Annotated in this window: 26 protein-coding genes; 14 read left to right on the plus strand and 12 right to left on the minus strand. The window is 74.3% G+C overall.

The window, feature by feature from the left end; genetic code table 11:
* Positions 1–68 precede the first annotated feature (68 nt).
* The 8 genes from ACFYU9_RS02450 (at position 69) to ACFYU9_RS02485 (ending at position 8,009) form a co-directional block, all read left to right on the plus strand.
* A complete protein-coding gene (locus ACFYU9_RS02450; RefSeq protein WP_389341621.1) occupies positions 69–1,691 on the plus strand; it encodes an ABC transporter substrate-binding protein in 1,623 nt (540 codons plus the stop codon).
* 23 nt (positions 1,692–1,714) lie between these two features.
* A complete protein-coding gene (locus ACFYU9_RS02455; protein ID WP_389210399.1) occupies positions 1,715–2,680 on the plus strand; it encodes an ABC transporter permease in 966 nt (321 codons plus the stop codon).
* Complete coding sequence (locus ACFYU9_RS02460) at positions 2,673–3,572, plus strand: ABC transporter permease (RefSeq protein ID WP_389210141.1); 900 nt, start codon at positions 2,673–2,675, stop codon at positions 3,570–3,572. Before ACFYU9_RS02455 ends, ACFYU9_RS02460 begins: the two co-directional genes overlap by 8 nt.
* On the plus strand, positions 3,569–4,612 hold the full coding sequence (locus ACFYU9_RS02465; protein WP_389210143.1) for an ABC transporter ATP-binding protein: 1,044 nt from the start codon (positions 3,569–3,571) through the stop codon (positions 4,610–4,612). The genes ACFYU9_RS02460 and ACFYU9_RS02465 overlap by 4 nt, the downstream gene beginning before the upstream one ends.
* Positions 4,605–5,288: an ABC transporter ATP-binding protein gene (locus ACFYU9_RS02470; protein ID WP_389210145.1), complete on the plus strand. Its 684-nt coding sequence runs from the start codon at positions 4,605–4,607 to the stop codon at positions 5,286–5,288. The genes ACFYU9_RS02465 and ACFYU9_RS02470 overlap by 8 nt, the downstream gene beginning before the upstream one ends.
* The gene (locus ACFYU9_RS02475) at positions 5,285–5,935 is read left to right on the plus strand and encodes a hypothetical protein (RefSeq protein ID WP_389210147.1); all 651 of its coding nucleotides are present in this window, start codon (positions 5,285–5,287) and stop codon (positions 5,933–5,935) included. The genes ACFYU9_RS02470 and ACFYU9_RS02475 overlap by 4 nt, the downstream gene beginning before the upstream one ends.
* Positions 5,936–6,060: 125 nt before the next feature.
* Positions 6,061–6,255: a hypothetical protein gene (locus tag ACFYU9_RS02480; protein WP_389210149.1), complete on the plus strand. Its 195-nt coding sequence runs from the start codon at positions 6,061–6,063 to the stop codon at positions 6,253–6,255.
* A gap of 209 nt (positions 6,256–6,464) precedes the next feature.
* Positions 6,465–8,009 (plus strand): hypothetical protein, encoded by a 1,545-nt coding sequence (locus tag ACFYU9_RS02485; RefSeq protein ID WP_389342951.1) that lies wholly within the window; start codon positions 6,465–6,467, stop codon positions 8,007–8,009.
* 72 nt (positions 8,010–8,081) lie between these two features.
* Here ACFYU9_RS02485 and ACFYU9_RS02490 read toward each other — a convergent pair whose 3' ends face one another.
* The 7 genes from ACFYU9_RS02490 to ACFYU9_RS02520 form a co-directional block, all read right to left on the minus strand.
* Positions 8,082–8,873 (minus strand): VOC family protein, encoded by a 792-nt coding sequence (locus tag ACFYU9_RS02490; RefSeq protein ID WP_389341624.1) that lies wholly within the window; start codon positions 8,871–8,873, stop codon positions 8,082–8,084.
* A gap of 125 nt (positions 8,874–8,998) precedes the next feature.
* Complete coding sequence (locus ACFYU9_RS02495) at positions 8,999–9,868, minus strand: DUF6585 family protein (protein WP_389341626.1); 870 nt, start codon at positions 9,866–9,868, stop codon at positions 8,999–9,001.
* 170 nt (positions 9,869–10,038) lie between these two features.
* Positions 10,039–10,167 (minus strand): hypothetical protein, encoded by a 129-nt coding sequence (locus ACFYU9_RS02500; protein ID WP_389210155.1) that lies wholly within the window; start codon positions 10,165–10,167, stop codon positions 10,039–10,041.
* A gap of 122 nt (positions 10,168–10,289) precedes the next feature.
* The gene (locus ACFYU9_RS02505; RefSeq protein WP_389210157.1) at positions 10,290–10,760 is read right to left on the minus strand and encodes an NUDIX hydrolase; all 471 of its coding nucleotides are present in this window, start codon (positions 10,758–10,760) and stop codon (positions 10,290–10,292) included.
* An 85-nt stretch (positions 10,761–10,845) separates the two neighbouring features.
* Positions 10,846–11,976, minus strand: coding sequence for a hypothetical protein (locus tag ACFYU9_RS02510; RefSeq protein WP_389210159.1), 1,131 nt, complete (start codon positions 11,974–11,976; stop codon positions 10,846–10,848).
* A 120-nt stretch (positions 11,977–12,096) separates the two neighbouring features.
* Positions 12,097–13,467: a rhodanese-like domain-containing protein gene (locus ACFYU9_RS02515; protein WP_389210161.1), complete on the minus strand. Its 1,371-nt coding sequence runs from the start codon at positions 13,465–13,467 to the stop codon at positions 12,097–12,099.
* Positions 13,468–13,509: 42 nt separating this feature from the next.
* Positions 13,510–14,604, minus strand: coding sequence for a molybdopterin-dependent oxidoreductase (locus ACFYU9_RS02520; RefSeq protein WP_389210163.1), 1,095 nt, complete (start codon positions 14,602–14,604; stop codon positions 13,510–13,512).
* Between the two features lie 459 nt (positions 14,605–15,063).
* Here ACFYU9_RS02520 and ACFYU9_RS02525 point away from each other — a divergent pair, with 459 nt between their 5' ends.
* Both ACFYU9_RS02525 and ACFYU9_RS02530 read left to right on the plus strand, forming a co-directional pair.
* Positions 15,064–15,645, plus strand: a complete 582-nt coding sequence (locus tag ACFYU9_RS02525) for a Type-2Aa cytolytic delta-endotoxin (protein ID WP_389210165.1) — start codon at positions 15,064–15,066, stop codon at positions 15,643–15,645.
* 109 nt (positions 15,646–15,754) lie between these two features.
* Complete coding sequence (locus tag ACFYU9_RS02530) at positions 15,755–16,924, plus strand: alpha-hydroxy-acid oxidizing protein (protein ID WP_389210167.1); 1,170 nt, start codon at positions 15,755–15,757, stop codon at positions 16,922–16,924.
* Positions 16,925–16,994: 70 nt separating this feature from the next.
* Here the strand turns inward: ACFYU9_RS02530 and ACFYU9_RS02535 are convergent, their stop codons facing one another.
* Positions 16,995–17,906, minus strand: coding sequence for an NAD(P)-dependent oxidoreductase (locus tag ACFYU9_RS02535; protein ID WP_389341629.1), 912 nt, complete (start codon positions 17,904–17,906; stop codon positions 16,995–16,997).
* An 82-nt stretch (positions 17,907–17,988) separates the two neighbouring features.
* On the opposite strand from ACFYU9_RS02535, the gene ACFYU9_RS02540 reads away from it, so the two are divergent.
* Positions 17,989–18,339, plus strand: coding sequence for a winged helix-turn-helix transcriptional regulator (locus ACFYU9_RS02540; protein WP_389210171.1), 351 nt, complete (start codon positions 17,989–17,991; stop codon positions 18,337–18,339).
* A 155-nt stretch (positions 18,340–18,494) separates the two neighbouring features.
* Here ACFYU9_RS02540 and ACFYU9_RS02545 read toward each other — a convergent pair whose 3' ends face one another.
* The 3 genes from ACFYU9_RS02545 to ACFYU9_RS02555 all read right to left on the minus strand — a co-directional run bounded on the left by ACFYU9_RS02545 (position 18,495) and on the right by ACFYU9_RS02555 (position 20,521).
* The gene (locus tag ACFYU9_RS02545) at positions 18,495–18,977 is read right to left on the minus strand and encodes a DUF6114 domain-containing protein (RefSeq protein ID WP_389341633.1); all 483 of its coding nucleotides are present in this window, start codon (positions 18,975–18,977) and stop codon (positions 18,495–18,497) included.
* A 2-nt stretch (positions 18,978–18,979) separates the two neighbouring features.
* Entirely contained in the window at positions 18,980–19,615 is a 636-nt protein-coding gene (locus ACFYU9_RS02550) for a DUF6230 family protein (protein WP_389210175.1), read from the minus strand.
* A gap of 204 nt (positions 19,616–19,819) precedes the next feature.
* Positions 19,820–20,521: a TetR/AcrR family transcriptional regulator gene (locus ACFYU9_RS02555; RefSeq protein ID WP_389341636.1), complete on the minus strand. Its 702-nt coding sequence runs from the start codon at positions 20,519–20,521 to the stop codon at positions 19,820–19,822.
* A 460-nt stretch (positions 20,522–20,981) separates the two neighbouring features.
* Here ACFYU9_RS02555 and ACFYU9_RS02560 point away from each other — a divergent pair, with 460 nt between their 5' ends.
* On the plus strand, positions 20,982–21,650 hold the full coding sequence (locus tag ACFYU9_RS02560) for a Tat pathway signal sequence domain protein (protein ID WP_389341639.1): 669 nt from the start codon (positions 20,982–20,984) through the stop codon (positions 21,648–21,650).
* Positions 21,651–21,750: 100 nt separating this feature from the next.
* Here the strand turns inward: ACFYU9_RS02560 and ACFYU9_RS02565 are convergent, their stop codons facing one another.
* Positions 21,751–22,278, minus strand: a complete 528-nt coding sequence (locus ACFYU9_RS02565; RefSeq protein ID WP_389341642.1) for a MarR family winged helix-turn-helix transcriptional regulator — start codon at positions 22,276–22,278, stop codon at positions 21,751–21,753.
* Between the two features lie 69 nt (positions 22,279–22,347).
* Between ACFYU9_RS02565 and ACFYU9_RS02570 the strand changes: the two genes are divergently transcribed.
* Together ACFYU9_RS02570 and ACFYU9_RS02575 are read left to right on the plus strand one after the other, a co-directional pair.
* Positions 22,348–23,178, plus strand: a complete 831-nt coding sequence (locus ACFYU9_RS02570) for an SDR family NAD(P)-dependent oxidoreductase (protein ID WP_389341645.1) — start codon at positions 22,348–22,350, stop codon at positions 23,176–23,178.
* Positions 23,175–23,918, plus strand: a complete 744-nt coding sequence (locus ACFYU9_RS02575; RefSeq protein WP_389210185.1) for a hypothetical protein — start codon at positions 23,175–23,177, stop codon at positions 23,916–23,918. The genes ACFYU9_RS02570 and ACFYU9_RS02575 overlap by 4 nt, the downstream gene beginning before the upstream one ends.
* Position 23,919: the final 1 nt, after the last annotated feature.

A 23,919-nucleotide genomic window follows, 5' to 3' on the forward strand; every position in this document is an offset into this window, starting at 1 on the left:
CCACACCCCTCACATACTGTTTAATTGCGATCTGTTTGCAATAACAGTCGATCTTCAACAGTGATGTCATGAGGGGTGTGGACGCCTTGGCCGCCCGTACGATCCGCCGCGCGACCGCCGCGATGCTCACCGGGGCCGTGGCCCTCACCGCGGCCGCCTGCTCGAACCCCGGCGGCGCCGCGGGCGCCGGCCCCGAGGACTCCGTGGTCGTCGGCATCGCCAGTGAGCCGGACACCCTCAGCCCGCTCCTCGGCTACGGCAAGGACGGCAACTCCAAGATCTTCGACGGGCTCCTCGCCTTCGACGCCGGCATGAAGCTCCGGCCCGCCCTCGCCGCCGCGCTGCCGGCCGTCAGCGCCGACGGCCGCACGTACACCTACAAGCTCCGCAAGGGCGTGCGGTTCAGCGACGGCCGCCCGTTCACCGCGAAGGACGTCGTCTTCACGTACACGACGATCCTCGACCCGAAGACCAACAACGCCTCCCGCACCGAACTCGACGCCCTCGGGGGCGTCAGGGCCGTCGGCGACGACACCGTCGTCTTCACCCTCAAGTACCCCTACGCGCCCTTCGCCGAGCGCACCGTCCTCGCCATCGCCCCCGAACACGTCGCCGGCCGGCAGGACGTCAACACCGGCCCGTTCACCACCGAGCCCGTCGGCACCGGCCCGTACGTCCTCACCGGCTGGTCCCGGGGCGAGAAGCTCACCTTCACCGCCAACGAGCACTACTGGGGCGGCGCCCCGGCCGTGAAGCGGTTCACCATGGCCGTCATCAAGGACGACGACGTCCGCGCCACCCGGCTGCGCGCCGGCGACCTCGACGCCGCCATCCTGCCGCCCGCCCTCGCCGCCGGCTTCGACGGCGACAAGGGCAGGAAGACGTACACGGCGACGACCTACGACTACCGCACCGTCACCCTGCCCAGCCTCGACCCCGTCGCCGGCGACCCCGCGATCCGCCGCGCCCTCGACCTCGCCGTCGACCGGCAGGCCATGGTCGACCGGCTGCTCAACGGCGCCGGCAAGCCCGCCTACGGCCCCGTCCCCACCGACAGCCCCTGGTTCGCCAAGGGCACCGAACGGCGCCACGACCTCGCCGGCGCCCGGAAGATCCTCGACGAGGCGGGCTGGAAGCCCGGCCCCGACGGCGTCCGCGTGAAGAACGGCGTCCGCGCCGCCTTCCCGCTCTGGTACCTCTCCGGCGACAAGCTCCGCCAGGACCACGCCCTGGCCTACGCCTCCGACGCCAAGAAGGCCGGCATCGCCCTCACCACCCGGTCCGGCACCTGGGAGGTCATCGAACCCCGCATGAAGACCGACGCCGTCCTCGCCGGCGGCGGCTCGCCCGGCGACCCCGACTTCGACCAGTACCCGCTGCTCAAGTCCACCCTGGCCGGCGACGGCTTCAACAACATGGCCCGGTACGCCAGTCCGGTCGTCGACCGCGCCCTGGAGGACGGCCGCCGCACCGACGACCCCGCCCAGCGGCGCGCCGCCTACGACACCATCCAGCGCGAACTGGTCAAGAACCCCGGCTACACCTTCCTCACCCACGTCGACCACGTCTACGTCGCCGCCGACCGCTGGACCACCGCCACCGGCGGACTCACCACCCAGGTCGAGCCGCACGAGCACGGCCTCGGCTCCGGCCCCTGGTGGAACGTCGAGGACTGGCAGCCGAAGAAGTGACCCGTCCCGTCCCCGTCCGGGCCATGGCGCGGATGACGGGCCGGCGCGCCCTCGCCGCCGTCCCCGTCCTCCTCGCCGTCACCCTCGCGGTCTTCGCCGTCGCCGCCGCCTCGCCCTTCGACCCCGTCAAGGCCTACGCCGGCACCGCCGGACTCACCGCCTCGCAGGCCGAACTCGACCAGCTGCGCGCCAACCTCGGTGCCGACCGGCCCTGGTTCACCCGCTGGTGGGAGTGGATCACCCACGCCGTACGCGGTGACCTCGGCGACTCCGCCGTCATGCGCCGGCCCGTCGCCGACGTCATCGCCGAACGCCTCGGCTGGTCCGTCCTGCTCGCCGCCACCGCCTTCCTCCTCGCCGTCGCCCTCGGCACCGCCCTCGGCGTCCTCGCCGGCCGGCGCCGCGGCGGCCTGATCGACCGCGCCGTCAGCTCCGCCGCGTACACCCTCGAAGCCGCCCCCGCCTTCTGGCTCGGCCTGCTCGCCATCTGGTTCCTCTCCCTCCGGCTCGGCGCGCTGCCGGCCGGCGGACTCACCGACACCGCGAGCGACACCGTCACCGCCGGACAGGTCGCCACGCACCTCGTGCTGCCCGCGCTCGTCCTCGGCGCCTCCCAACTGCCCTGGTTCTTCCTGTACGTGAGACAGGGCGTCGGCGACGCCCTGGAGGAGGACCCGGTGCGCGGCGCCCGCGCCCGCGGACTCGCCGAACGCACCGTCCTCACCGGCCACGCCCTGCGCTCCGGCCTGCTGCCCGTGCTCACCCTCATCGGCTCCCGGGTGCCCGAACTCATCACCGGAGCGCTCCTCGTGGAGACCGTCTTCAGCTGGCCCGGCATCGCCGCCGCCACCGTCCAGGCCGCCCTCTCCGTCGACTTCCCGCTGCTCGCCGCGCTCACCGTGCTCGCGACCGCCGCCGTACTGCTCGGCAACCTGCTGTCCGACCTGCTGTACGGGCTCGCCGACCCGAGGACGGGCTTCGATGGCTGACACCGCACACACCGCCCGCCGCACCCGCCCGGGCGGACGTAGGAGGTCCCGGCCCGGCACCGCCGACCGCACGCGCTCCCTCCGGCTGTGGACCTCCGCCCTGACCATCGGCGCCCTCGCCCTCGCCGTCCTCCTCGTGCCCCCGCTCGTCCCGCTCGACGAACAGGCCGTCGACCTCGGACGCAGACTCCTGCCGCCGTCGTGGCAGCACCCCTTCGGCACCGACGACCTCGGCCGCGACCTGCTGCTCCGCTGCGTCCACGGACTGCGCGTCTCCCTGCTCGTCGGCCTGGTCGCCGCCCTCGCCGCCACCGTCGCCGGCACGGCGGTCGGCGCGGCCGCCGGTGCGCTCGGCGGCCGCACCGACCGGCTCGTCATGCGGATCGTCGACGGCTTCTCATCCGTGCCGCACCTGCTGCTCGGCATCTTCGTCGTCGCCATGTTCCGGCCCGGCGTCTGGCCCGTGATCGCCTCCGTGGCCCTCACCCACTGGCTCTCCACCGCCCGGATCGTCCGCTCCGAGGTGCTCTCGCTGCGCTCCCGGCCCTTCGTCGACGCCGCGATCTCCGGCGGCGCGTCCCGATGGCGGATCGCCGTGCGGCACCTGCTGCCCGCCGTGCTGCCGCAGGCCGGCCTCGCCGCCGTTCTGATGGTCCCGCACGCCATGTGGCACGAGTCCGCCCTGTCCTTCCTCGGCCTGGGCCTGCCCAGCCACCAGGCCAGCCTCGGCAACCTCGTCCAGACCGCCCGCTCCTCCCTGCTCACCGGCGCCTGGTGGCCCACCCTCTTCCCCGGCCTCCTCCTGATCCTCCCCACCCTCGCCCTCGCCGGCCTCGCCGGCGCCTGGCGCGACCGCCTCAACCCCCGCCGCCGCTCGGAGCTGATGCTGTGAACCACCAGATCCTGCGCGCGCTCGACTCCGTCACCGCCGCCCGCGCCTCCGCCGCCGTCCTCGGCGTCCGCGACCTCACCGTCCGCTTCCGCCTGCGCGGCGGCCGCACCGTCGCCGCCGTGACGGACGCCGCCTTCGACCTGGCGCCGGGCGAGTGCCTGGCCCTGGTCGGCGAGAGCGGCTGCGGCAAGTCCGTGCTGGCGTCGGCACTGCTCGGCCTGCTGCCGGGCAACGCGGAGACGGAGGGCACGGCATGGCTGGCGGGGGAGGAGGAGAGGGGCGGGCGGGAGTCCCTCGACCTGCTGTCCGCCGACGAACGCACCCTCGCCCGCCATGTACGCGGGCGCCGCGTCGCACTCGTACCGCAGAGTCCCGCCGCGCATCTCACGCCCGTGCGCACCGTGCGGGCACACCTGGAGGAGACCGTGCGGGCGCTGACCGGCACGCCCCGCCGCGAGCGGCGGGCGGCGGGCGAGGCGGCCGCGGAACGGGCCGCGTTCCCCGGCGGACACCTCGACCGGTATCCGCACGAACTGTCCGGCGGCCTCGCCCAGCGCGCCGCGACCGCGCTCGCGCTCATCGGCGACGCGCCGGTGCTGCTCGCCGACGAGCCGACCACCGGCCTCGACCGGGAGCTGGTCGAGAGGACCGCGGACGAACTGCGCCGGCACGTCGACACGGGCAAGGCGCTGCTGCTCATCACGCACGACCTGGCGGCGGCCCGGCGGGTGGCCGACCGGGTGGCCGTGATGTACGCCGGGCGGATCGTCGAGACCGCCCCCGCGGTCCGCTTCTTCGGGCGGCCCGGCCCCCGGCACCCGTACGCCCGCGGCCTGCTGAACGCCCTGCCCGAGCGGGAGTTCACCCCGATCCCCGGCCTGCCGCCGGAGCTGTCGAAGCTGCCGGAGGGCTGCGCGTTCGCCCCGCGCTGCGCCCGTGCGACCGAGGCGTGCGCCGTCCGCCCCGACCCGCGGGCCGGCGTCGCCTGCCACCACCCCCACCACCGTGACGAGGACACGGAAGGAGCCGACCGTGCTTGAACTGCGGGCCGTGACCGCCGGATACGCCCGCCGCACCCCGGTGTTCCGCGACGCGCACCTCACCGTCGGACCCGGCGAGTCCGTCGGACTGCTCGGCCCCAGCGGCTGCGGCAAGTCCACGCTGGCCCGGGTCGCCGCGCTGCTGCACCGGCCCGACGCCGGCCGGGTGGTGCTCGACGGCACGGAGGTAAGGGCCTGGCGGCACCGCGCACCGCGCGAACTGCGCACCACCGTCGGGGTGGTCTTCCAGCAGCCCCGGCTCTCCGCCGACCCGCGGCTGCGGCTCGCCGAACTGATCGCCGAACCGCTGCGCGCGACCGGCCGCCGCGCCGCGATCCCGGCCCGCCTCGCCGCCCTCGTCCCCGCCGTCGGCCTCACCGACGACCTGCTCACCCGCCGCCCCCACGAGGTCAGCGACGGCCAGCTCCAGCGCGCCTGCCTGGCCCGCGCCCTGGTCCTCGGGCCCCGCCTGCTGGTCTGCGACGAGATGACCGCGATGCTCGACGCCTCCACCACGGCCGCCCTGGTCGCCGCCGTCGAGACCTACCGGGCCGAGACCGGCGCCGGGCTGCTCGCCGTCGGCCACGACCGGGTGCTCCTGGAGCGCTGGTGCGACCGCACGGTGGAGTGGCGCGCGTGCCTGGGCGAGGGGGCGCGGGGAGACAATGCGGCATGACCTGCCCCTGGACGCCCCTGCCCGACGACCATCCCCTCGGCGGCATGCGCCCCGCCCTGGAGGCGGAGGAGTCGGTTCTCGGCCATGAGCCCGCCGGTGGTTACGAGGACCGGTGCTGGGTGCTGCACACCATCCACGACGGAACGCGGCGGCTGCGCTGGCGCACGGTCCTGGCCGGTGCGGGCCGGCACCTGGAGGACTGGCCGCACACCCCCTCGTACCGGGTCTTCCAGGGCATCGACGGCCGCGACGCCCACGAGGGCCCGTCGGCCGGGGAGATCGACCGTGACTGTCTCGTCCGGCTCGTGGCCGTCCTCGCCCGGCACAGCGCCGACGGCAGGGACACGGAGTGCCACGCCGCACAGGCGGCCATCGAGGACGCCGGCGAGCCCGTCCCGGCCCGGCGCGGGCGGCTCGGCGACGCCCCCGCGCACCACGACCGGTGCTCGGGCCGGGGCGACGGCGGATGGGGGCAGTTCCCGGCCAACTGGTGGGCAGCCGACGGCTCCTGGTTCGTGCTGACCGACTGGGATCTGAGCGCCACCGAGGTCTTCGGCAGCGCCGCGCTCGTCGCCGCGCTGCTCGCCGACGAGGAGCTGGAGGCCGTCCGCATGCCGAGCATCGCGGACGTCCTGGGCCGGGCATGAGGAACGGCCGGGTCCGGAACTTCACCCGGATGGCCGCCCCGCCATGCCGCCGTCCGGATCGTCCCTTCCGTCACACTGTCCGCCGAACGCCGCAATCCCGGTGCGGCGCAAGGAGGGTGAGCGCGATGGCCATTTCGATCTCCGTGGTGCTGCTACTGCTGATCCTGGCCGTGATCTTTCTCCGCAACGGCGGCCTGAAGTTCTCCCACGCCCTGGTCTGCGCGCTGCTCGGCTTCTTCCTGGCGAGCACCAACATGGCCCCGACGATCCAGAACGGGGTCGCCGCCACCGCGAACGTGGTCTCCAGCTTCCGGCCGTGAACCGGTCCTGAAAACGGCCCTGAACCGGCCCGCCCCCGCCACCGTCTCGCGACGTGAACTGGCCGTGAAACAGGGGGCGTCGCCATGTACTTCTCAGGCACTCGGGCCTAGCGTCGGCCGCCGGCGCGACCATCGAACGGACCCGAGGAGCCGCATTGACCACCCGACCATCCAGGCGGACGGCCCGCGCACGCGCGCTGGTCGCCGCCGTGGCCGCGACCCTGTTCGTGCTCGCCGGCCCCGGCCCGGTCGCCGAGGCGGGCGAGATACCGCTCGCCCCCGGGCACCGGCTGGTGCCGAGGTACGAGGGCGCCCCCGCCACCGCGCGGCCCGTGCCCGGCGACGCGCCGCCCCAGCACCCGTACCTCGCGCCCAACGGCCGCAGCGGCATGCACGCCGACGCCGCCGGCAGCGGCACCTACCCCTTCCCGGGACCGCTCGGCCGCGACCCTCGCGTCACCAGCGAGAAGATCGCCGCGCTCGGCGGCGAGTGCGCCACCGCCACCTTCGACGCCGAAGGCCGCCTGATCACCGTCTGCGGCACCTTCAGCGGCTTCCTGCTCAAGCTGCTCGACCCGCGCACCCTGGCGACCCTCGCCGAGTACAAGCTGCCGCAGCGCTCCTCCACCGTCGAGGCCGTCACCCGGCTCGACTTCGAGAAGATCTTCAAGGACACCTCGGGCGGCGCCTACTTCTACCTCGACGACCGCGACCGGGTCGTCCTCGCCGACTCCCGGCAGCACGTGCTGCGCATCGCGCACCGCCAGAAGGCCGACGGCGCCTGGGAGTTCGCGGTCGAGGACGACTGGGACCTGACCTCCCTCGTGCCGCACGACTGCGTCAGCTGGACCAACCTCTTCCCCGGCGGCGTCTGCGACCCGGTGACCTCCGTGATGCCCGACTGGCAGGGCCGCGTCTGGTGGGTCACCCGCCTCGGCCGGGTCGGCACCGTCGACCCCGCCACCGGCGCGCTGCGGGCGATCCGGCTCGACGGCGAGGAGATCCAGAACTCCTTCTCGGTCGCCGAGGACGGCGTCTCCATCGTCTCCGACCACGCGCTCTACAGCTTCCGCGCCGACGCCGACGGCACCCCGCGGATCCAGTGGCGGCAGACCTACGACCGCGGCACCGGCACCAAGCCGGGCTCCGTGAACCAGGGCTCCGGCACCACCCCCGACCTCTTCGGCCGCGGCGGCGCGAAGTACGTCGCCATCACCGACAACGCCGACGACCGCATGAACGTGCTGGTCTACCGGCGCGGCACCGACGTCGCCGACGCCGACCGGCTCGTCTGCAAGGTCCCGGTCTTCGGCAGCGGCGCCTCCACCACCGACAACTCGCTGATCAGCTGGGGCGACAGCCTCGTCGTCGAGAACAACTACGGCTACGAGAACATCACCTCGCTCACCCTCGGCCGCAGCGTCGTCGGCGGCGTCACCCGCGTCGACGTCCGCCCCGACGGCAGCGGCTGCGACACCGTGTGGCAGAGCGACGTCCGCTCGCCCTCCACCGTGCCCAAGCTGTCCACCGCCAACGGGCTTCTCTACTTCTACGAGAAGCGGCCCGACAGGCTCGGCATCGATGCCTGGTACCTGACGGCCGTCGACTTCCGCACCGGCGCCCGCGCCTGGTCCCGGCTCACCGGCACCGGCCCCGCCTATGACAACAACTGGGCGCCCGTCACGATCGGTCCCGACGGCACGGCGTACATCGGCGTGTTCAACGGCATCGTCGCCGTCCGCGACGGCGACTGACGAGGCCCCCGGCCCACGACGCGCGGATGCCCGGAACCCCCGTGGTCCCGGGCATCCGCGTCCAGCGGCCGGTCACTCCATCTCGGGCATGTCGCCGACCCTCGTCCGCGCGTCGATCACCGCGAACGCCGCACCCTGCGGGTCGAGCAGCGCCGCGAAGCGCCCGAACGGGCTGTCCATCGGCCCGAACACCTTGCGCCCGCCGGCCCGCTCGGCCGTCTCGCACGCCAGGTCGCAGTTGTCGACCCCGAAGTAGACCTGGATGTACGAGGGGATCTCCGGCGGGAAGTCCTCCTCGGTCATCACCATCCGGCCGATCAGCGGTTCACCGCCGAGGTCGAAGACCTTGTAGTCCATGCCCTTGATCTTCTGGGAGTTGAAGCCGAAGACGGACGTGTAGAACGCGTCGGCCTTCGCCGGCTCCCGCGTGAACACCTCCGCCCACGCGAAGCCGCCCGACTCGCCCTGCAGCTCGAAGCCCTCGTGGTCGCCCGCCTGCCAGACGCCGAACACACAGCCCGTCGGATCCTGCGCCAGACACATCGAGCCGAACGTGCCCACCTGCATGGGCTCCATGAGCAGCGTGCCGCCCGCGCCCTTGATCTTCTCGGCGGTGGCGGCGACGTCCGGCGACGCGAAGTACAGACACCAGGCCGACTTCGCCTCGCCCTCCTGGCCGGGCATCGGCGGCACCACCGCGGCGACCGCCTTGCCGTCCTTGTACGCCTGCGTGTAGTTCCCGTACTCCGAGGCCGCTTCGCCGAAGGTCCAGCCCAGGACGTCGCCGTAGAACTCCTTCGCGCCCTCGACATCGGTGAACATGGCGTCGGTCCAGCAGGGCGTGCCTTCAGGTCGTGAGGCCATGACGATGACTCGCTTCCGATCGATGACTTTCCCGTCGCTACCGGCCACGCTAACCACGTCCGGCCCACCCCGCTCGGTGACACGGAGTGACAGCGGCCGCCGGAGTGACAGCGGCCGCCGGAGTGTCAGCGGCGGTACTCCCGGGCGTCCGGGAACAGCTCCTTGACCAGTGCCCAGAACACGGGGAAGTCGGGGATGTGCTTCGCCTCGCGCGCCCAGCGGCCCGCGCCGGACGTCCGCACCACCACGAGCCCGTCCCCGCGCCACGCGCAGTGCCGCACCCGCTCCCACGGCGCCGTGCCCGACGGCAGCACGATGCCCCGGCCGTCGAGCGCCACGTCACCGAACGTGACCCGGCCGCCCGCCTCGAGCGCCGTCACCGCCGGCTCCAGCGCGCGCCGGACCGTCTCGTCCACGACGATCTGGGCCAGCTCCCGGATCTGCGAGTCGGCCGGCCGGGGCACCGACTCCTCGTTCACGAACCCGGTGACGGTCACCTCGCGCGCCTCGTCGGTGAGCAGCCGGTAGGCGTAGTGGGTGCCGGTGTAGCCGCCGTTGACGTACGTACGGGTCACGTCCTGGTGCATCGCCGTGACCGACCCCCAGGGCACGGCCCGGGCGCCGCCGTCCCGCCGTGGACAGACCAGACCCCGTTCGTACAGGTACACGTACTCGCCGGGCGGTAAAGCCGTCGCGGGCGTGCGCAGCGAGTGCCACAGCAGCCGGCCGAACACCCCGAACGGCAGCAGGAGCAGCGGGATGCCCAGGCCCGGACCGGCCAGGCGCGTGGCGATCGCCGGAAGCGCGAGGGCCCCGCCGGCCAGCAGCAGCACCGCGAGCGGCCGGAGTACGGGCCGCCGGTCGCCGGCCCCCGCCGGACGCTCGCCGTGCCGGGCCCGGAAGGCCCGCAGATAGACGCCGAGGCCGGCCCCGCGCGCCGCGTGGGTCGCGGCCTCGTCCGGCGGCGGTACGGTCACCCGGTCGAACTCACCCATGGCGCATCCCCCCGTCCGCATGATGGCAGCGGCCCCCCGCGCCTGCCATCCCCTCCGGCACGACCCGCCGGAAGCGCGGGCGTTTCCCGGAGCCCGGGCGCCGGTGTGCGTGGCAGCGGTGAGGAGACCGGGGTCCAGGGCCGGGCCCGGGACCCCGGTCGGGGTGCCCGTTACGGGCAGTTGCCGACCGCGCCCGCCAGGACGGCGGTGTCGCCGCCGCCCGCGAAGGCCGTGCCCACGATTCCGAACGCCGTGATGGCGAACGCGGTGGCCAGCAGCGCGCCGATGCGCTTCTTCACTGGTCCCTCCCCCTTTCCGGACCCCGGCTCCGGGGCCCGACTCGATGATCAACAGGCAGGAGGGTAGGGGTTTCGGCCAGTCGGAAGCGACAGCTCCGGATGGGCGGGGCGGAATGTGGCGGTCAGGCCACCCGGTAGCGGTGGAACGGGCCCTTCGGCAGGTCGAGTTCGGGGCGCCAGAAGCGGAGGGTCTGGGCCGACGGGACGAAGAGCGGCGCCGGGAGGCGGTCGGGGGAGAACCACTCCCAGCGGGCGATCTTGTCGGGTTCGGCGACGGTGGGCGTGCCGGTGTGGATCCGGACGACCGTCGCCGCCGTCATCCGGGTGAGCGCGGCGGAGCTCTCGGTGTCGAGGATCAGTCCGATGACCGAGACGTCGGACGGGTCGGCGACCAGCGCGGTCTCCTCGGCGAGCTCGCGGGCCGCCGCCTGCTCGATGGACTCGCCCGGGTCGACCTTGCCGCCGGGCAGCTCCCAGACGCCGGAGTGGTGCAGCCCGAGCAGCACCCGCCCGCTCGCGTCGGTCACGATGACGCCCGCCCCGAGGGACGCCTGGGCGGCGGGCGGCTGGGCGTTGCGGTCGGGGATGGACATGGCGGGCGTCTCCTCGTACGGGGGCGGTCTCGGACCCCAGCCAACACCACGCCACTGACAACGCCGCGCCGGCCGTGCAGGGCGGCTACAGCACCGCGATGCCCAGCGGACGCGACCCCGCTGCCAGCCGGTGCGTGGTGCCGTCGGCCAGGTTCACGACGGTCAGGCCGTCCCAGTAGCCGTCGCGGGTGAAACCGCCCGTGACGTAGGCCGTGCGGCCGTCCGGAGAGACGGCGACGTCCTCGTGCGGGCCGTCCAGCGGGTAGACGCGCTCGCTGCCGTCGGGCTTGCGGACGGTGAGCGAGGGCCCGCGGTCGACGGCCGGGTCGATCGGGCCGGTGCCGACGGCGAAGAGGGTGCCGTCGGGGGTGATGGTGACGCCGTGCTGGTGGGTGTCGGCGGTCATCGGCAGGATCTCGGTGCGCCCGGTGCGCGGGTCGACGACCGCGAGCCGCTCGCCCTCGAAGGGCAGCAGGAGCCGCCCGTCCGACGGCCGCACGGCAGTGTAGTGCGGCTTCAGCCAGGAGCCGAGCCCGCCTGCCGTGCCGTACGGGGCGACCTCGATCCGCCGGGTGCGCAGGCTGCCGGAGTCGACGACGGTGACGTCGAAGGAGTCGTGGTTCGTCGCGTACACCTCCAGGCCGTCGCGCGAGACGTCCACGTCGAAGGGGCGGCGGCCGACCTGCACCCGGTCCACGACCCGCAGCGCGGCCGTGTCGACGACCTCCAGGGTGCCGTTGCCGCCGGGCACGTTCACGCCGACGTAGACCCGGCGGCCGTCCGGGGAGAGCGCGATGCCCATGCCGCCGCCCCGGTACTCGCCGGTGGTCACCGGACCGGTCGCGGTGCGGTACGGCACGAGCGCGAGGCGCGTGCGGGCCCTGGTGTCCACGACGGCCACGCCCTCGGCCGTGGCGACCCAGGCCCGGCCGTCGGCGCCCACCGCGAGCCCGTACGGCGCGGTGCCGACGCGCACGGAGGCGAACGCGCCGTGCGCCGGGTCGACGAAGCTCACCGTGTCCGCGCCGAAGTCGGCCACCAGGAGCGTGCTCTCCGGAGTGGTGCCGGCGGGTTCGGGGACCGACTCCGGCCGGCTCGCGGACGGGGCGGCCCCCGCGCGCTCGGCGCCCCGCGCGCTCTCCCCGCCGCCCTGGGCGCAGCCCGCGAGCAGCGCGACGGAGGCGGCCAGGACGGCGAGGGCGCGGGGTCGGTGCATCGGCGGGGCTCCAGACGGACGGCGGACGGCGGACGGGATCGCGGACGGCGGGGCCGCCCCGCCTCCCATGTTCCGGCCGCTCCCGCCCCTCCCAGGTCATCCGAACGGCTGACCTGGGGGTCAGCGCCCCGTACGACCCGCCAGGTCCGCCGCGCCGCCGCGGGTCACCGCGCGCACCGGGATGCCCGCCCGGTCGAGCAGGCTCGCCGCGCCCGTCGCCCGCCGCCCGCTGCCGCAGAACGCCCAGATCTCCCGGTCGCGAGGCAACGCCCCGACCCGTGCGGGCAGTTCGGCCAGCGGGATCGCGAGCGTGCCGGGCACGCCGCCCTCCGGGCGCTCCGGACGCACGTCGAGCGCCCGCACCTCGCCGTGCCGCAGCCGCCGCGCCAGCTCCGCCGCGTCCGCCGTCGGGAAGGACCGCACCGGCCGCCCGGCCGCCGCCCACGCGTCCGTGCCGCCCGCGAGGAAGCCGGCGACGTTCTCGTACCCGATCCGCAGCAGCTGCACCAGCGCCTCCTCGGCGGCGTCGGCCGCCGGCTCGGGCAGGACGAGGACCAGCCGGGTGCCGAACGGGACGACCTCCGCGACCAGGCTCGCGAAACGTTCGTCCAGCTCCTCGCCGAGCGCCCCCGGCACGTGCCCGGCCGCGAACTCCGCGCGCCCCCGCCCGTCCACGATCTGCGCGCCCTCGCCGGCCAGCCCGGCGACCATCGCGGGCGACAGCCGGCGCGGCTCGGGCGGGCCGCCGAGGACGGCGGGGCCGGAGCGGTTGAGACGGCCCATGTGCCGGTAGTACGCGGGATACGGCGGCAGTCCGGTGGCGCGCGCCGCCAGGAAGGCGGCCTCGTCGCGCGGCGTGAGCGCCGGGTTGCCGCGCCGCTCGGCGCCGACCGTCGTCGTGCGCCCCCGGTCGCCGGCCACCGGCGCGGACGCGCAGGAACTGCCCGCGCCGTGCGTCGGCAGCACCCGGGTGCCGTCCGGCAGCCCCGCGAGCCGGTGCAGCGAGCGGTACTGGGCGCGGGCCAGCTCCTCGGTGCGCGCGGGGCCCGACAGATCGGTGCGGCCCGCGCTGCCGACGAGCAGACTGCCGCCGGTGAAAACGGCGTCCGGCGGCCCGGCCGGATCGTCCAGGACGAGGTACGCGGTGTGCTCGGCGGTGTGGCCTGGCGTCTCCATGGCCCGCACGGTGACGTCCCCGACGGTGATCTCGTCGTCCTCGGCCAGCGGCAGATGCTCGAAGGCGTACGGGGCCCGGGCCGGCCCGGCGACGGTGGCCCCGGTCGCCGCGCGCACCTCCAGGGCCCCGGAGACGTAGTCGTTGTGCACATGGGTCTCCAGCGCGTACCGGATGCGCACCCCGCGCCGCTCGCAGCGCTCCATCAGCGCCCAGCTGTCCCGCTGCGGGTCGACGAGGGCGGCCTCGTCGCCGCTGACGAGGAGATAGCTGGTGTCGCCGAGCGACGCCGTGGTCATGACCTCGATCTCGTGCATGTCCTCACCTCCCGCGGCGCGCGCGACACGTGTCGCGCCGTGTCACACCACGACCACCTCGACGGCGGCCACCGGATTGCAGCCGTAGCCGAGTGCGTTCCACGGCGCGTGCGGCGGCTGGATCTCGCCGTGCGCGTCGGTCGCCCGGGCGAGCAGGCGGTAGCGGCCGGGGGAGCGCAGGGTCCAGCGCGACGACCAGTCGGCCCAGGCGTACGGCCCCGTGGGCGCCGCGAGTTCGGCGTCGTGCCAGCCGTCCGGTGCCTCGGCCGGCTCGTCCTCGTGCACCGCGCGCACCTCGACCCGGCGCACCGGCACCCCGCCGCCCGCCCAGGCGTGCCCGCGCACCACGGTCTCCCGGCCGCGCCGCAGGTCCTCGTCGGGCTCGGGCTCGGTGATCAGCGACTTGACCCGGAGCGCCCCGACCCGCCCCTCCGACCGGCCCTCGGCGTCCACGTACACGTACTCCTCGGCCTGGAACACGCCCGCGAACGGCTCGGTGACGGCCCGTACCTCCGTCAGCCATTTCACGTCCGCCACCGCGAAGTGCCCGGGCACCACGAGCCGCACCGGGGCGCCGTGCTCGGGGGTGAGGGGCGCGCCGTCGAGGCGGGTGGCGAGGAGGGTGTGGGGGTGGAGGGCGGCGGCGAGCGGGAGGCTGCGGGCGAAGGGCGCGCGGCGGCCGCGCACGGTCCCGGAGTCGGCGCCGGTGAACACGCACTCGACCGCCGCCGGGGCGATGCCGGCCCGCTCGGCGAGCAGCCGCAGCGGCACGCCCGCGAAGCGGACGCAGCCGACGGCCCGCTGGCCCCAGGGCAGTCCGGGCGGCCTCGGGACCATCTGGGAGCGCCCGTTGCCCGCGCACTCGACGACCACGTCCAGCTCGGTGTGGGGGAGGGCGGCCAGTTCCTCGTAGCGGAGGGCGTACGGGGTGCGCACGGCACCCTCGAAGCGCAGCCGCCAGTCGGCGGGCCGGACGGCCGGGACGGAGAAGTGGTCGCGCACGAAGAGCGCGTCGGCGGGGGTGACGGGTGCGGTCAGCGCGGCCGACGGCGTCTGGGCGTTGTACGGGTCGGAGGTCACCGTCTCGGGGGACCAGGCGGTGGCTCCCGGCCCTCGGGGGAGGACGGAGGCGCACATGGTTCCTGCATGCCGTTTCGTTCGCGAGCGATACGTACCAATCAAGCGATACGTACCAATCATGGCGAAGGTATTGACTTGCCGCGAATAGGGAGGAGTCTTGTTCTTACACCGGAAAACCAGAAAGAGCCGCACCCGCCTGACGGAGACGTCCGAAGGCCCGCGTGACCCGATTCTCGGCTCTGGCCAGGCCCCCGGCAGATCCTGTCGGTGACGGAGCCGTCGGTGACGACCGACGACCGCGCACCGAACGAGGATGGCCGGGGACTGTCTTCGTCCGGGCCCCTTTCGCGGGGCCCGGACTTCTTTCGCGAGCCTGCACGGGCACGACCGCGGGCCTGTTCGGCAGGACTGGGGGCCGGCACGGCAGGGCCCGTTTCTCCGGGCCCGGTGATCTTCCTCCGATCCGCGCTGCGGCATACTGACGCCTCCTTTCAACAAACCGTTTAAGGAGGAGTCTTGGCCGGCAGTTTCAAGACGGTCGTCGAAGTGGGCCCCGCCCATCTCGCCCAGGCGGAGGGCCTGGCCCGCGCGTTCCAGGAAGCCATCGCGCCCGCCACCGTCAACTACGACTTCGAGCACATCCACGCCGCCGCCGCGGCGCTCCCGGACAGCACCGTCGTGCGGATGGTGCGCGGCTGGGGACTCCAGGAGCAGGCTCCCGTCCTGGTGATGGTGCTCTCCCTCAAGGAGGCGGTCCGCCAGGCCCTGCCGCCCGAGGCCGCCGAGGCGAGCTTCTGGGACACCATCGAGCGCGAACTCGTCGACGCCTTCACGGGCCTGGCCGCCCAAGAGGGCCGGCCCGGCCTCTCGTACTACGAGGAGAGCCCGGACCGCACCCGCTACTACCAGGACCTGTTCTTCGCCCTCCAAGGCGAGGAGACCGGCGGCCATCTCTACGCCGTCGCGTTCTGCGTCGACGTCACCATCGGCCTCGACAAGGCCCGGGTCGGCGCCCTCGGCATGACCGACACCGTGCCCTTCGCCCTCCGGCTCAACGCGATCGTGGTCCGCCAGGAACTCGCGGCCGTCGCCGCCTGACCCGGTACGGCCCGCGTGACACGGCCCGCCGTCCCGGGCCATGGCCAACCGCCCGTACCCGGCGGTAGCGTCGCCCCCTCGCGATGATCCGTGGAAGACGAGGGACACGATGAACCAGCGGTTCGGCGACTACCAGAACGAGATCTACCTGAACGGCCTCTTCGGCACCCTGCCGAAGCTGCCCGTGGACTTCGCCGGCCTCGAACAGCGCGCCGAGGCCGCCCTCCCGCCGTCCGTCCGGTCCTACGTCGCCGGCGGCGCGGGCGACGAACACACCCAGCGCGCCAACGCCGAGGCGTTCCGGCACTGGGGCCTGGTGCCCCGGATGATGGTCGGCGCGGCGGCCCGCGACCTCACCGTCGACCTGTGCGGCATCCCGCTGCCCACCCCGCTGCTCATGGCGCCCATAGGCGTCGTCGGACTGTGCGCCCAGGACGGGCACGGCGACCTCGCCACCGCCCGCGCCGCGGCCCGTACCGGCGTCCCGATGATCGCGTCCACGCTGAGCGTCGACCCGCTGGAGGACGTGGCCGCCGAGTTCGGCGACACCCCGGGCCTCTTCCAGCTCTACACGCCGACCGACCGCGCCCTCGCCGAAAGCCTGGTGCACCGCGCCGAAGCGGCCGGCTTCCGCGGCATCGTCGTCACCCTCGACACCTGGGTCACCGGCTGGCGCCCCCGCGACCTCGCGGGCGCCAACTTCCCGCAGCTGCGCGGCCACTGCCTCGCCAACTACACCTCCGACCCCGTCTTCCGGGCCCGCCTCGCCAAGGCGCCCGAGGAGGACCCGCGGGCCGCCGTCCTGGAGTGGACCGGCGTCTTCGGCAACCCGCTCACCTGGGACGACCTGCCCTGGCTGCGCTCGCTCACCGATCTGCCGATCCTCCTCAAGGGCATCTGCCACCCCGAGGACGTCCGGCGCGCCCGCGACGGCGGCGCCGACGGCGTCTACTGCTCCAACCACGGCGGCCGGCAGGCCAACGGCGGCCTGCCCGCCCTCGACGCCCTGCCGGACGTGGTCGCCGCCGACGGACTGCCCGTCGTCTTCGACTCCGGCGTCCGCAGCGGCACCGACGTCGTCAAGGCCCTCGCCCTCGGCGCCACCGCCGTCGCCGTCGGCCGCCCCTACGTCTACGGCCTCGCCCTCGACGGCACCGACGGCATCGTCCACGTCCTGCGCTCCCTGCTCGCCGAGGCCGACCTGACGATGGCCGTCGACGGCTACCCGACCCTCGCCGACCTGCGGGCGGAGGGAGCGCTGCGGCGGGTGCGTTCCTGAAGGGCGTCCGGCGGATCACGGCCGGACGGGCCCCGGGGACCACCCCTGGACTCGGCGGCGGCCTCGCGACTCAGCGGCGGCCGAGGACCTCGGCGATCCGGGAGAAGCCGTCCGCGCCGTGCCCGAGGGCGACCGTGCGGCGGGCCAGGCCCACGGCCGCGCGCATCACACCCGCGTCGATGCCGTGCGCCTCGGACGTGTGCACGATGTGCGTCATCGTGGAGAGGGCCGAGGTCAGCGGGTTGCCCTCGCCGGTGAAGCCGCCGTCCTGCACGTCCCCGGCCCACTCCTCGAACAGCGGCGGCAGGATCGCGCCGATGCCCTGGGCGAACGGGGCCAGTTCGCGCGGTGTGACGCCCTCCGCGCCCGCCACCGCGAGGGCGTGCACATAGCCGGCCATCGACGTCCAGAAGATGTCGAGCAGCGCGATGTCGAACGCGGCGGCCCGGCCGATGTCCTCGCCGAGGAAGCTGTGGGTGCCGCCGAGGACGTCGAGCACCGGGCGGTGCGCGCGGTACAGCTCCTCGGGCCCGCTGTGCAGGAACACCGCGTGCGGGGTGCCGATGGTGGGCGTCGGGGTCATGATGGCGCCGTCGAGATAGCCGATGCCGTGCTCCTCGGCCCAGCGCCCGGTGTCCCGGGCCCGCTCGGGGACGTCGGCGCTCAGGCTGACCACGGTGCGGCCCTCGAGCGCCGCCGTGACGTCGCCCTGGCGCAGTACCGCGTCCGAGGCGTCGTAGTTGACCAGGCAGACCACGGTCAGCGGACTCGCGGCGACCGCCTCGGCGGCGCTCGCCGCCCCGGTCGCGCCGCGCTCGACCAGCTCGCGGTCCCGGCCCGGAGTACGGTTCCACACGGTCGTGCGCACGCCGGCGGCGACGAACGCGCCGGCCAGCGCCCGGCCCATCGGGCCGAGCCCGAGCACGGTGACGTCGGAGCCGGACGTCGCGGTCGCGGATGCGGGCAGGGGGGAAGAAGACATGGCTGAACTCCCTTGTACATGGGGCAGGGGCGGGAAACGGAACGGCCGAAGGCAGCGGCCGGGGAAGCGGAGGACGGGACGGATGACACGTCAGCGGGCCGGGGACACCGATGTGTGCGGTGTGACCGCCGCCGTCGCGGTGATCGACGGCAAGTGGAAGACCCTGCTGCTGTGGCTCCTGGAGGCCGGCCCGCACCGGCCCGGCGAACTGCGCCGGAAGATCCCGGAGATCAGCGAGAAGGTGCTGACCCAGGCGCTGCGGGAGATGGAGACGGACGGTCTGGTGCACCGCGAGGTGCACGACGTGAAGCCGCCGAAGACCGTCTACTCGCTGACCGGCGAGGGCCGCGAGCTCTCCGAGGCGCTGGCCCCGGTCTCCGCATGGGGCCACCGCAGGCTGGACCGGCTCGCCGCGGAGCGCGCCGTGTCCTGACGTTGCTTCTGTTCCTTCGCTTCCCTCTCGATCTGGTCAGATCCGGTCCGGTCCGGGCCGGTCTGTTTCGTTCCGTTCCCTCGGTCGTGACCAGCCTCTCCCGGGCGCGGCGGGGCGACAAGTACCCACTTTTTTGTGGGTACTCGTCGCCCTGGCTACTCCGCTGCCGTCTTCGCCTCGCCGCGGTCGCCGCGGCGCAGCCACCGGCGGCGCCGCCGCGGCCGGTCGGGCAGCCAGCCGAAGGCCAGCGAGCTGCCGACCAGGCCGAGGAGCATGCCGACGAGGAACCCGCCCAGGTTCGACGTCACCCAGCTGGCGAGCGAGGCGAGCACGCCGATCACCGAGTAGAACAGCCGCTGGCGGGGGTTGAACACGATGAGCAGCCCGCACACCAGCATGATGATCGGCAGGACGTAGCCGGCGAGACTGTCCGCGCCGGCCGCGAGGATCACCGAGACGCTCGCCCGCTGGGTGAGCAGGATCTCCGCGCCGCCGAGCGTCAGGGCGAGGCCCGCCCCGAAGGGCCGCCGGTGCCGCCAGCGCCGGAACGCCCGCCAGGGGTGCCGGCGGCCGTCCGGTGGCGCGGCCTCCGGCGTCCCCGGGGCGTCCGCCAGGGCCTCGTCCGTGCCCGCCGCCATCGTCAGCAGCCCTCCGAGCTGAAGTTCATGTGCAGGTCGGGCAGGGTGAAACGGGCCGCCGTGGTGGCGTAGTTGACCTGCCGCAGGTCGTTGAGCCGCACCGTGTCGGCCTGCTGGCCGAAGGAGCCCAGCGGGCCCTTGACCGGGGGCTTCTCGAACTTGCTGGCGTCGCCGCCGATCTCGATGTTGTCGAAGTCCGCCATCTTGCCGGTGATGTCGGTCGAGTCGGTGGTCAGGCCGGACGCCTCGACCGGGGTGCCCTTGTTGCCGGCGGTGATGTGCAGGTAGGTGCCGCCCAGTTCCACGCTCTGGCACAGGTTGGTCAGCTTCGCGTGGCGGATCGCGGTCACGATGGTCAGCACCTGGCCGCCGGTGTCGCCCGCGTTGGGGCTGCCCTCGGCCATGTTGTCCAGCGCGCCGAACTGACCGAAGCCCTCGCCCGTCAGGGAGTCGGCGGCGACGACGAAGGGCATGCCGGAGATGGCGAACTGGGCGGCGATCGCGCCCTGGGCGGTGAGCACCACGAGCGTGCTCGCGGCGAGGAACGCGGGGACGCCCATCAGGGCGGCGCGGCGGTAGCGGACCCCGCCCCGTCTGTCGGGGGAGTCGGGTCCTGTGGTGCTTTCGGACAGGGCCATGCGTTGCTCCTGACATCGATGAGGAAACAGAACGCGGCGTGTCCTGGCGCGGACGGTTCCCCCCATCCACCTGGGTCTTCCCGGACTCGTGCGGAGGCAGCCGTGCCGCAGGGAACCGATTCGGACCGTACGCGTAGTGAGAAACCGCGTCAACTACCCAGTAACAAAAGCTTGTTGACGATCAGTCGCGAACCGGGAGCGGCGTCACGCGCGGGCCGAGAACGGCGCCACGACCACGTGCACCAGCACGTCCAGGAGTGGATCCGCGCCGGTGCCGGGCCCGTCGCCGGCGGCCGCGAACCGGTCCTCGTCGACCGCCCGGTGCACTGCCGCGTACACCGCGCCCACCACCGTGTCCACCAGCTCGGTGCGCGCCACCCCCGGCGGCCCCGGCGGGGCGTCCGCGAAGAACGGGCGAAATCCGGCCAGAAATTCGGCCCGGGCGCGGCGCCCTGTCGGCCCCAGGCACTCGATCTCCACCGCCATCGTCGCGAAGACCGGCGTCTCGGCGAGGAGCGTGAGCAGCGCCCGCAGCCCGGCCCGGACCGCGGTCGGCCAGTCCGCCGCGCCGCCGGTCTCGTCGTACGCCCGCTGCATGGCGCGCACCACCGTGCGCGTCCCGCCGCGGAACGCGGCGAGCACCGCGTCCTCCTTGCCGTTGAACAGCTCGTAGAACACCGGACGGGTCACTCCGGCGGCCCGGCAGATGTCGCTGATCCGCGCTCCCGCGTAGCCGTTCGCCGCGACCGTGCGGGCCACGCCGTCGAGCAGCCGCTCGCGCTGCCGCGAGGCCACCTCCTCGGGCGTCAGCCGGCGCGGGCCGGGGCGCAGCGAGCGCTCCGGCTCGCGGCCCGTGCGGGCCCCCGGCAGGACCAGTCGCTCCTCGGTGCCGCGAGCGCTCGTCATCGGCCACATCCCTCCGCGGTTGTTGACGTCACGGACACGGCGGGATTACAACCCTCGTGGGTTTTCCTCTCGGTGTCCGGGCGGACCCGGCGGAGCCGCACCCCCGTGGGACGGGATGCGCCGCCGCCGCGTCCCGCACACCGAGTATTACGCTCCACCCCGTATCGCGACACCGCTGCCGACGACGATCCGTGGCGCCGGATCGTCCCGGTGGTGACCGTCGCCTCAGTGGCGCCGCCGCGTCACCACGTCACCGCTCACGTACGCACGCACGGCGTGCTCCTTCGCACGCCTCTGCCCGTCCGCGCGGCCGTGCCCCGTGTCCGGTGCGTGATCCCCCAGCGCGGCGCGTCCCCGTGCTTCCTCGCGTGCCCGCGTGTCCCCACGCGTGCCCGCACCCACGCACCCCTGCACGCCATCGAGTTCTTCCACCCTCCGCCATCGTGCGAAAGGAACCCCCATGGACAAGCGTGCTCTCTCCGCCGCCCTCGGCGCCGCCGTCGCCGCCACCGTGCTCGCGGTGACCGCGTCCGCCTCCGCGACCGCCGCGGCCGGCAACGTGCTCACCACCGGCAGCGCCGGCGGTGCCGCGGTCGCCTCCGGTGACGTCCTCTCCGCCTCCCTGGCCTCGGGAACCAAGGCGAAGATCGCCACCACCGCCGGCGGCAGCACCGGCATCACCTGTTCCGCCTCGGCCTTCACGGCCACGGCGAACACCAACCCCGCCGCGCCCGGCACCGCCACCGAGACGGTCACCGCCCACACGCTCAGCAGCTGCACCACCAACATCACGGGCGCGACCGGCGTGCAGAGCATCACCGTGAACAACCTGCCGTTCAGCGCCTCCGTGACGTCCGGCGGTTCGCTCACGGTCACGGCGGGCGCCGCGGGCCCGATCCAGACCACCCTCAAGATCAACACGATCCTGGGCGTCACGACCTGCGTCTACCGGGCCGGCAGTCTGACGGCCACCCCGTCCAACACCGACAACTCGCTGACCTTCACGGACCAGCTCTTCGCCAAGTTCAGCGGCCCGAGCACCTGCCCGGGCAGCGGATACTTCACGGCGAAGTACGGGCCGGTGCAGGACACCAGCCAGGCGGGCAGCCCGGTGGTGTTCGTCAACTGACGCACCGCGTGGGCTGACGCACCACGTGGGCTGACACGCCGTCCTGAACGGCCGTCCTGAACGGCCGTCCTGGAACGGGGGGCGGCTCCGGAGCCGAGGGCTACCGGGGCCGCCCCTTCGGCATGCCCTTCGCGAGGCCCCGGTACCCGGGGTGCACGCCGGGCGTGAGCCCCTGCCGCTCCGCCACCCGCCGGAGCAGCCCGGCCAGTACGTCGCGTTCGGCCGCGTCCAGGCCCGCACAGATGTCGGCCTCGTGCTCCGCCGCCACCTCGCCGATCTCCTCCAGGACCCGCCGGCCGTCGGGGGAGAGGTGCAGCGCGTGGTTGCGCCGGTCCTCGGTGCTGCGCCGGCGCTCCACCAGACCCTTGCCGTCCAGGTGGTCGATGAGCGTGACGACCCGGCTCGGCACCACGCCCAGGTCCGTGGCGAGCGCCTTCTGGCTGAGGCCGGGCCGCGTGGCGATCATCCGCAGCAGGCCCACATCGGGCGGGGTGAGGCCGAGGGCGCCGACGCGCTCGGCGAACCGGCCCGCCGCATGGGCCCCGATCTGGGCCAGCAGGAAGGCCGTGCCCCCGGGGCGCGGGGCCGACGCGCCGGAATCGTCGGTGGGTTGCCTCGTCGTACTCACGGGGCTATCGTACGCGGCCAGAACGATTCACTGAGATGAATCGTTCTCTGAAGAGAATGGATTGTGTTCATGACATCCGCATCTCCCTCATCCGCATCTCCCTCATCCGCGTCTCCCTCGTCCACGTCTCCTCCCGGTGCCGGCGCCGGCACCGGGCTCGCCGGCAAGGTCGCCCTCGTCACCGGCGGCTCGCGCGGCATCGGCGCCGCCACCTGCCGCGCCCTCGCCGCGCACGGCGCGAAGGTCGCCGTCACCGGCCGCGACACCAAGGCCGTCGACTCGGTCGTCGCCGCCATCACGGACGCCGGCGGCCACGCCCTCGCGGCCCCCGCCGACGTCACCGACCCCGCCGCCGTCGAGCGGCTGCACGCGCTCGTCGAGCGCGAGCTGGGCCCGGTCGGGATCCTGGCCCCGTTCGCCGGCGGCCAGGGCGCCCCCGTGCCCACCGCGGACCTCGGCATCGACCGCTGGCGGGCGGTCCTCGACTCCGACCTGACCTCGGTCTTCCTGACCGTCTCCGCCGTCCTGCCCGGCATGGTGGAGCGCGGCTCCGGCACGATCGTGCTGATGTCGTCCACCGCCGGCCGGGTGCCGAGCGGGGCCAACGCCGCCTACGCCGTCGCCAAGGCGGGCGTCGTCATGCTCGCCCGGCACCTCGCGAACGAGGTCGGCCGGCATGGCGTGCGCGTCAACTGCCTCGCCCCTTCGGCCGTCCTCAACGACCGCATGCGGCGGTTCATGACGGACGAGCAACTCGCCGCGCTCGCCGCCGACTTCCCGCTCGGCCGGATCGGACGCCCGGAGGACGTCGCCGAGGCCGTCGTCTACCTCGCCTCGGACGCCGCCTCCTGGATCACCGGCGCCACGCTCGACCTCACCGGCGGGCGGGTGATCGCGTGAGCACCGTGACCGCCGTGCCCGACGCCCGCGAGCCGCGCGAGACGGCCTCCGCGGCACAGGGCGGTCCGCCGCCCGGCGTGGTCGCCGCCGTCTTCGCCGGGCTGTTCGTGGCCGGGGTCGTCCTGACCGCCGTGCTCGCCGGCGGCAGCCCGTTCCCCTCGCCGTACGGGGAAACCGGGCCGATCGTCACCTGGTTCCGCGACCACGCCGGCGCCGTGCGGATCGGGGCCACGCTCCAGTTCGCCGCCGCCCTCCCGCTCACCGTCTACACCGCCACCGTCACCGCCCGCCTCCAGCGGCTCGGCGTCCGCGCGCCCGGCACGTTCATCGCCCTCGGCGGCGGACTGCTCGCGGCCGGTCTGCTCATCGGCTCCGCCCTCGCGAGCCTGCTGCTCACCCGCGCCGAGGTGCTCGCCGACCCCGGCCTCGTCCGCACCGTCCAGTACCTGGCCTTCCTCACCGGCGGCCCCGGCCACGTCGCCCCGCTGGGGCTGCTCGTCGCCGGGCTCGCCGTGCCCGGCCTGCTCGCCGGACTGCTGCCGCGCCGGTTCGCGTACGCCGGCCTCGCCGTGGCGTTCGTCGCCCAGCTCACGGTGCTCGCCCTGCTCGTGGAAGGGGCCGCGGTGCTGCTGCCGCTCGCCCGCTTCCCCGGCCTGATCTGGCTGGTCGCCGCCGGATTCCTGCTGCCGCGCTCCCGCCCCCGTACCCGTACCGGCGCCCGTGCCGGCACCCAGGAGTGAC

This window comes from Streptomyces sp. NPDC004327 (assembly GCF_042873935.1).
GTDB lineage: Bacteria > Actinomycetota > Actinomycetes > Streptomycetales > Streptomycetaceae > Streptomyces.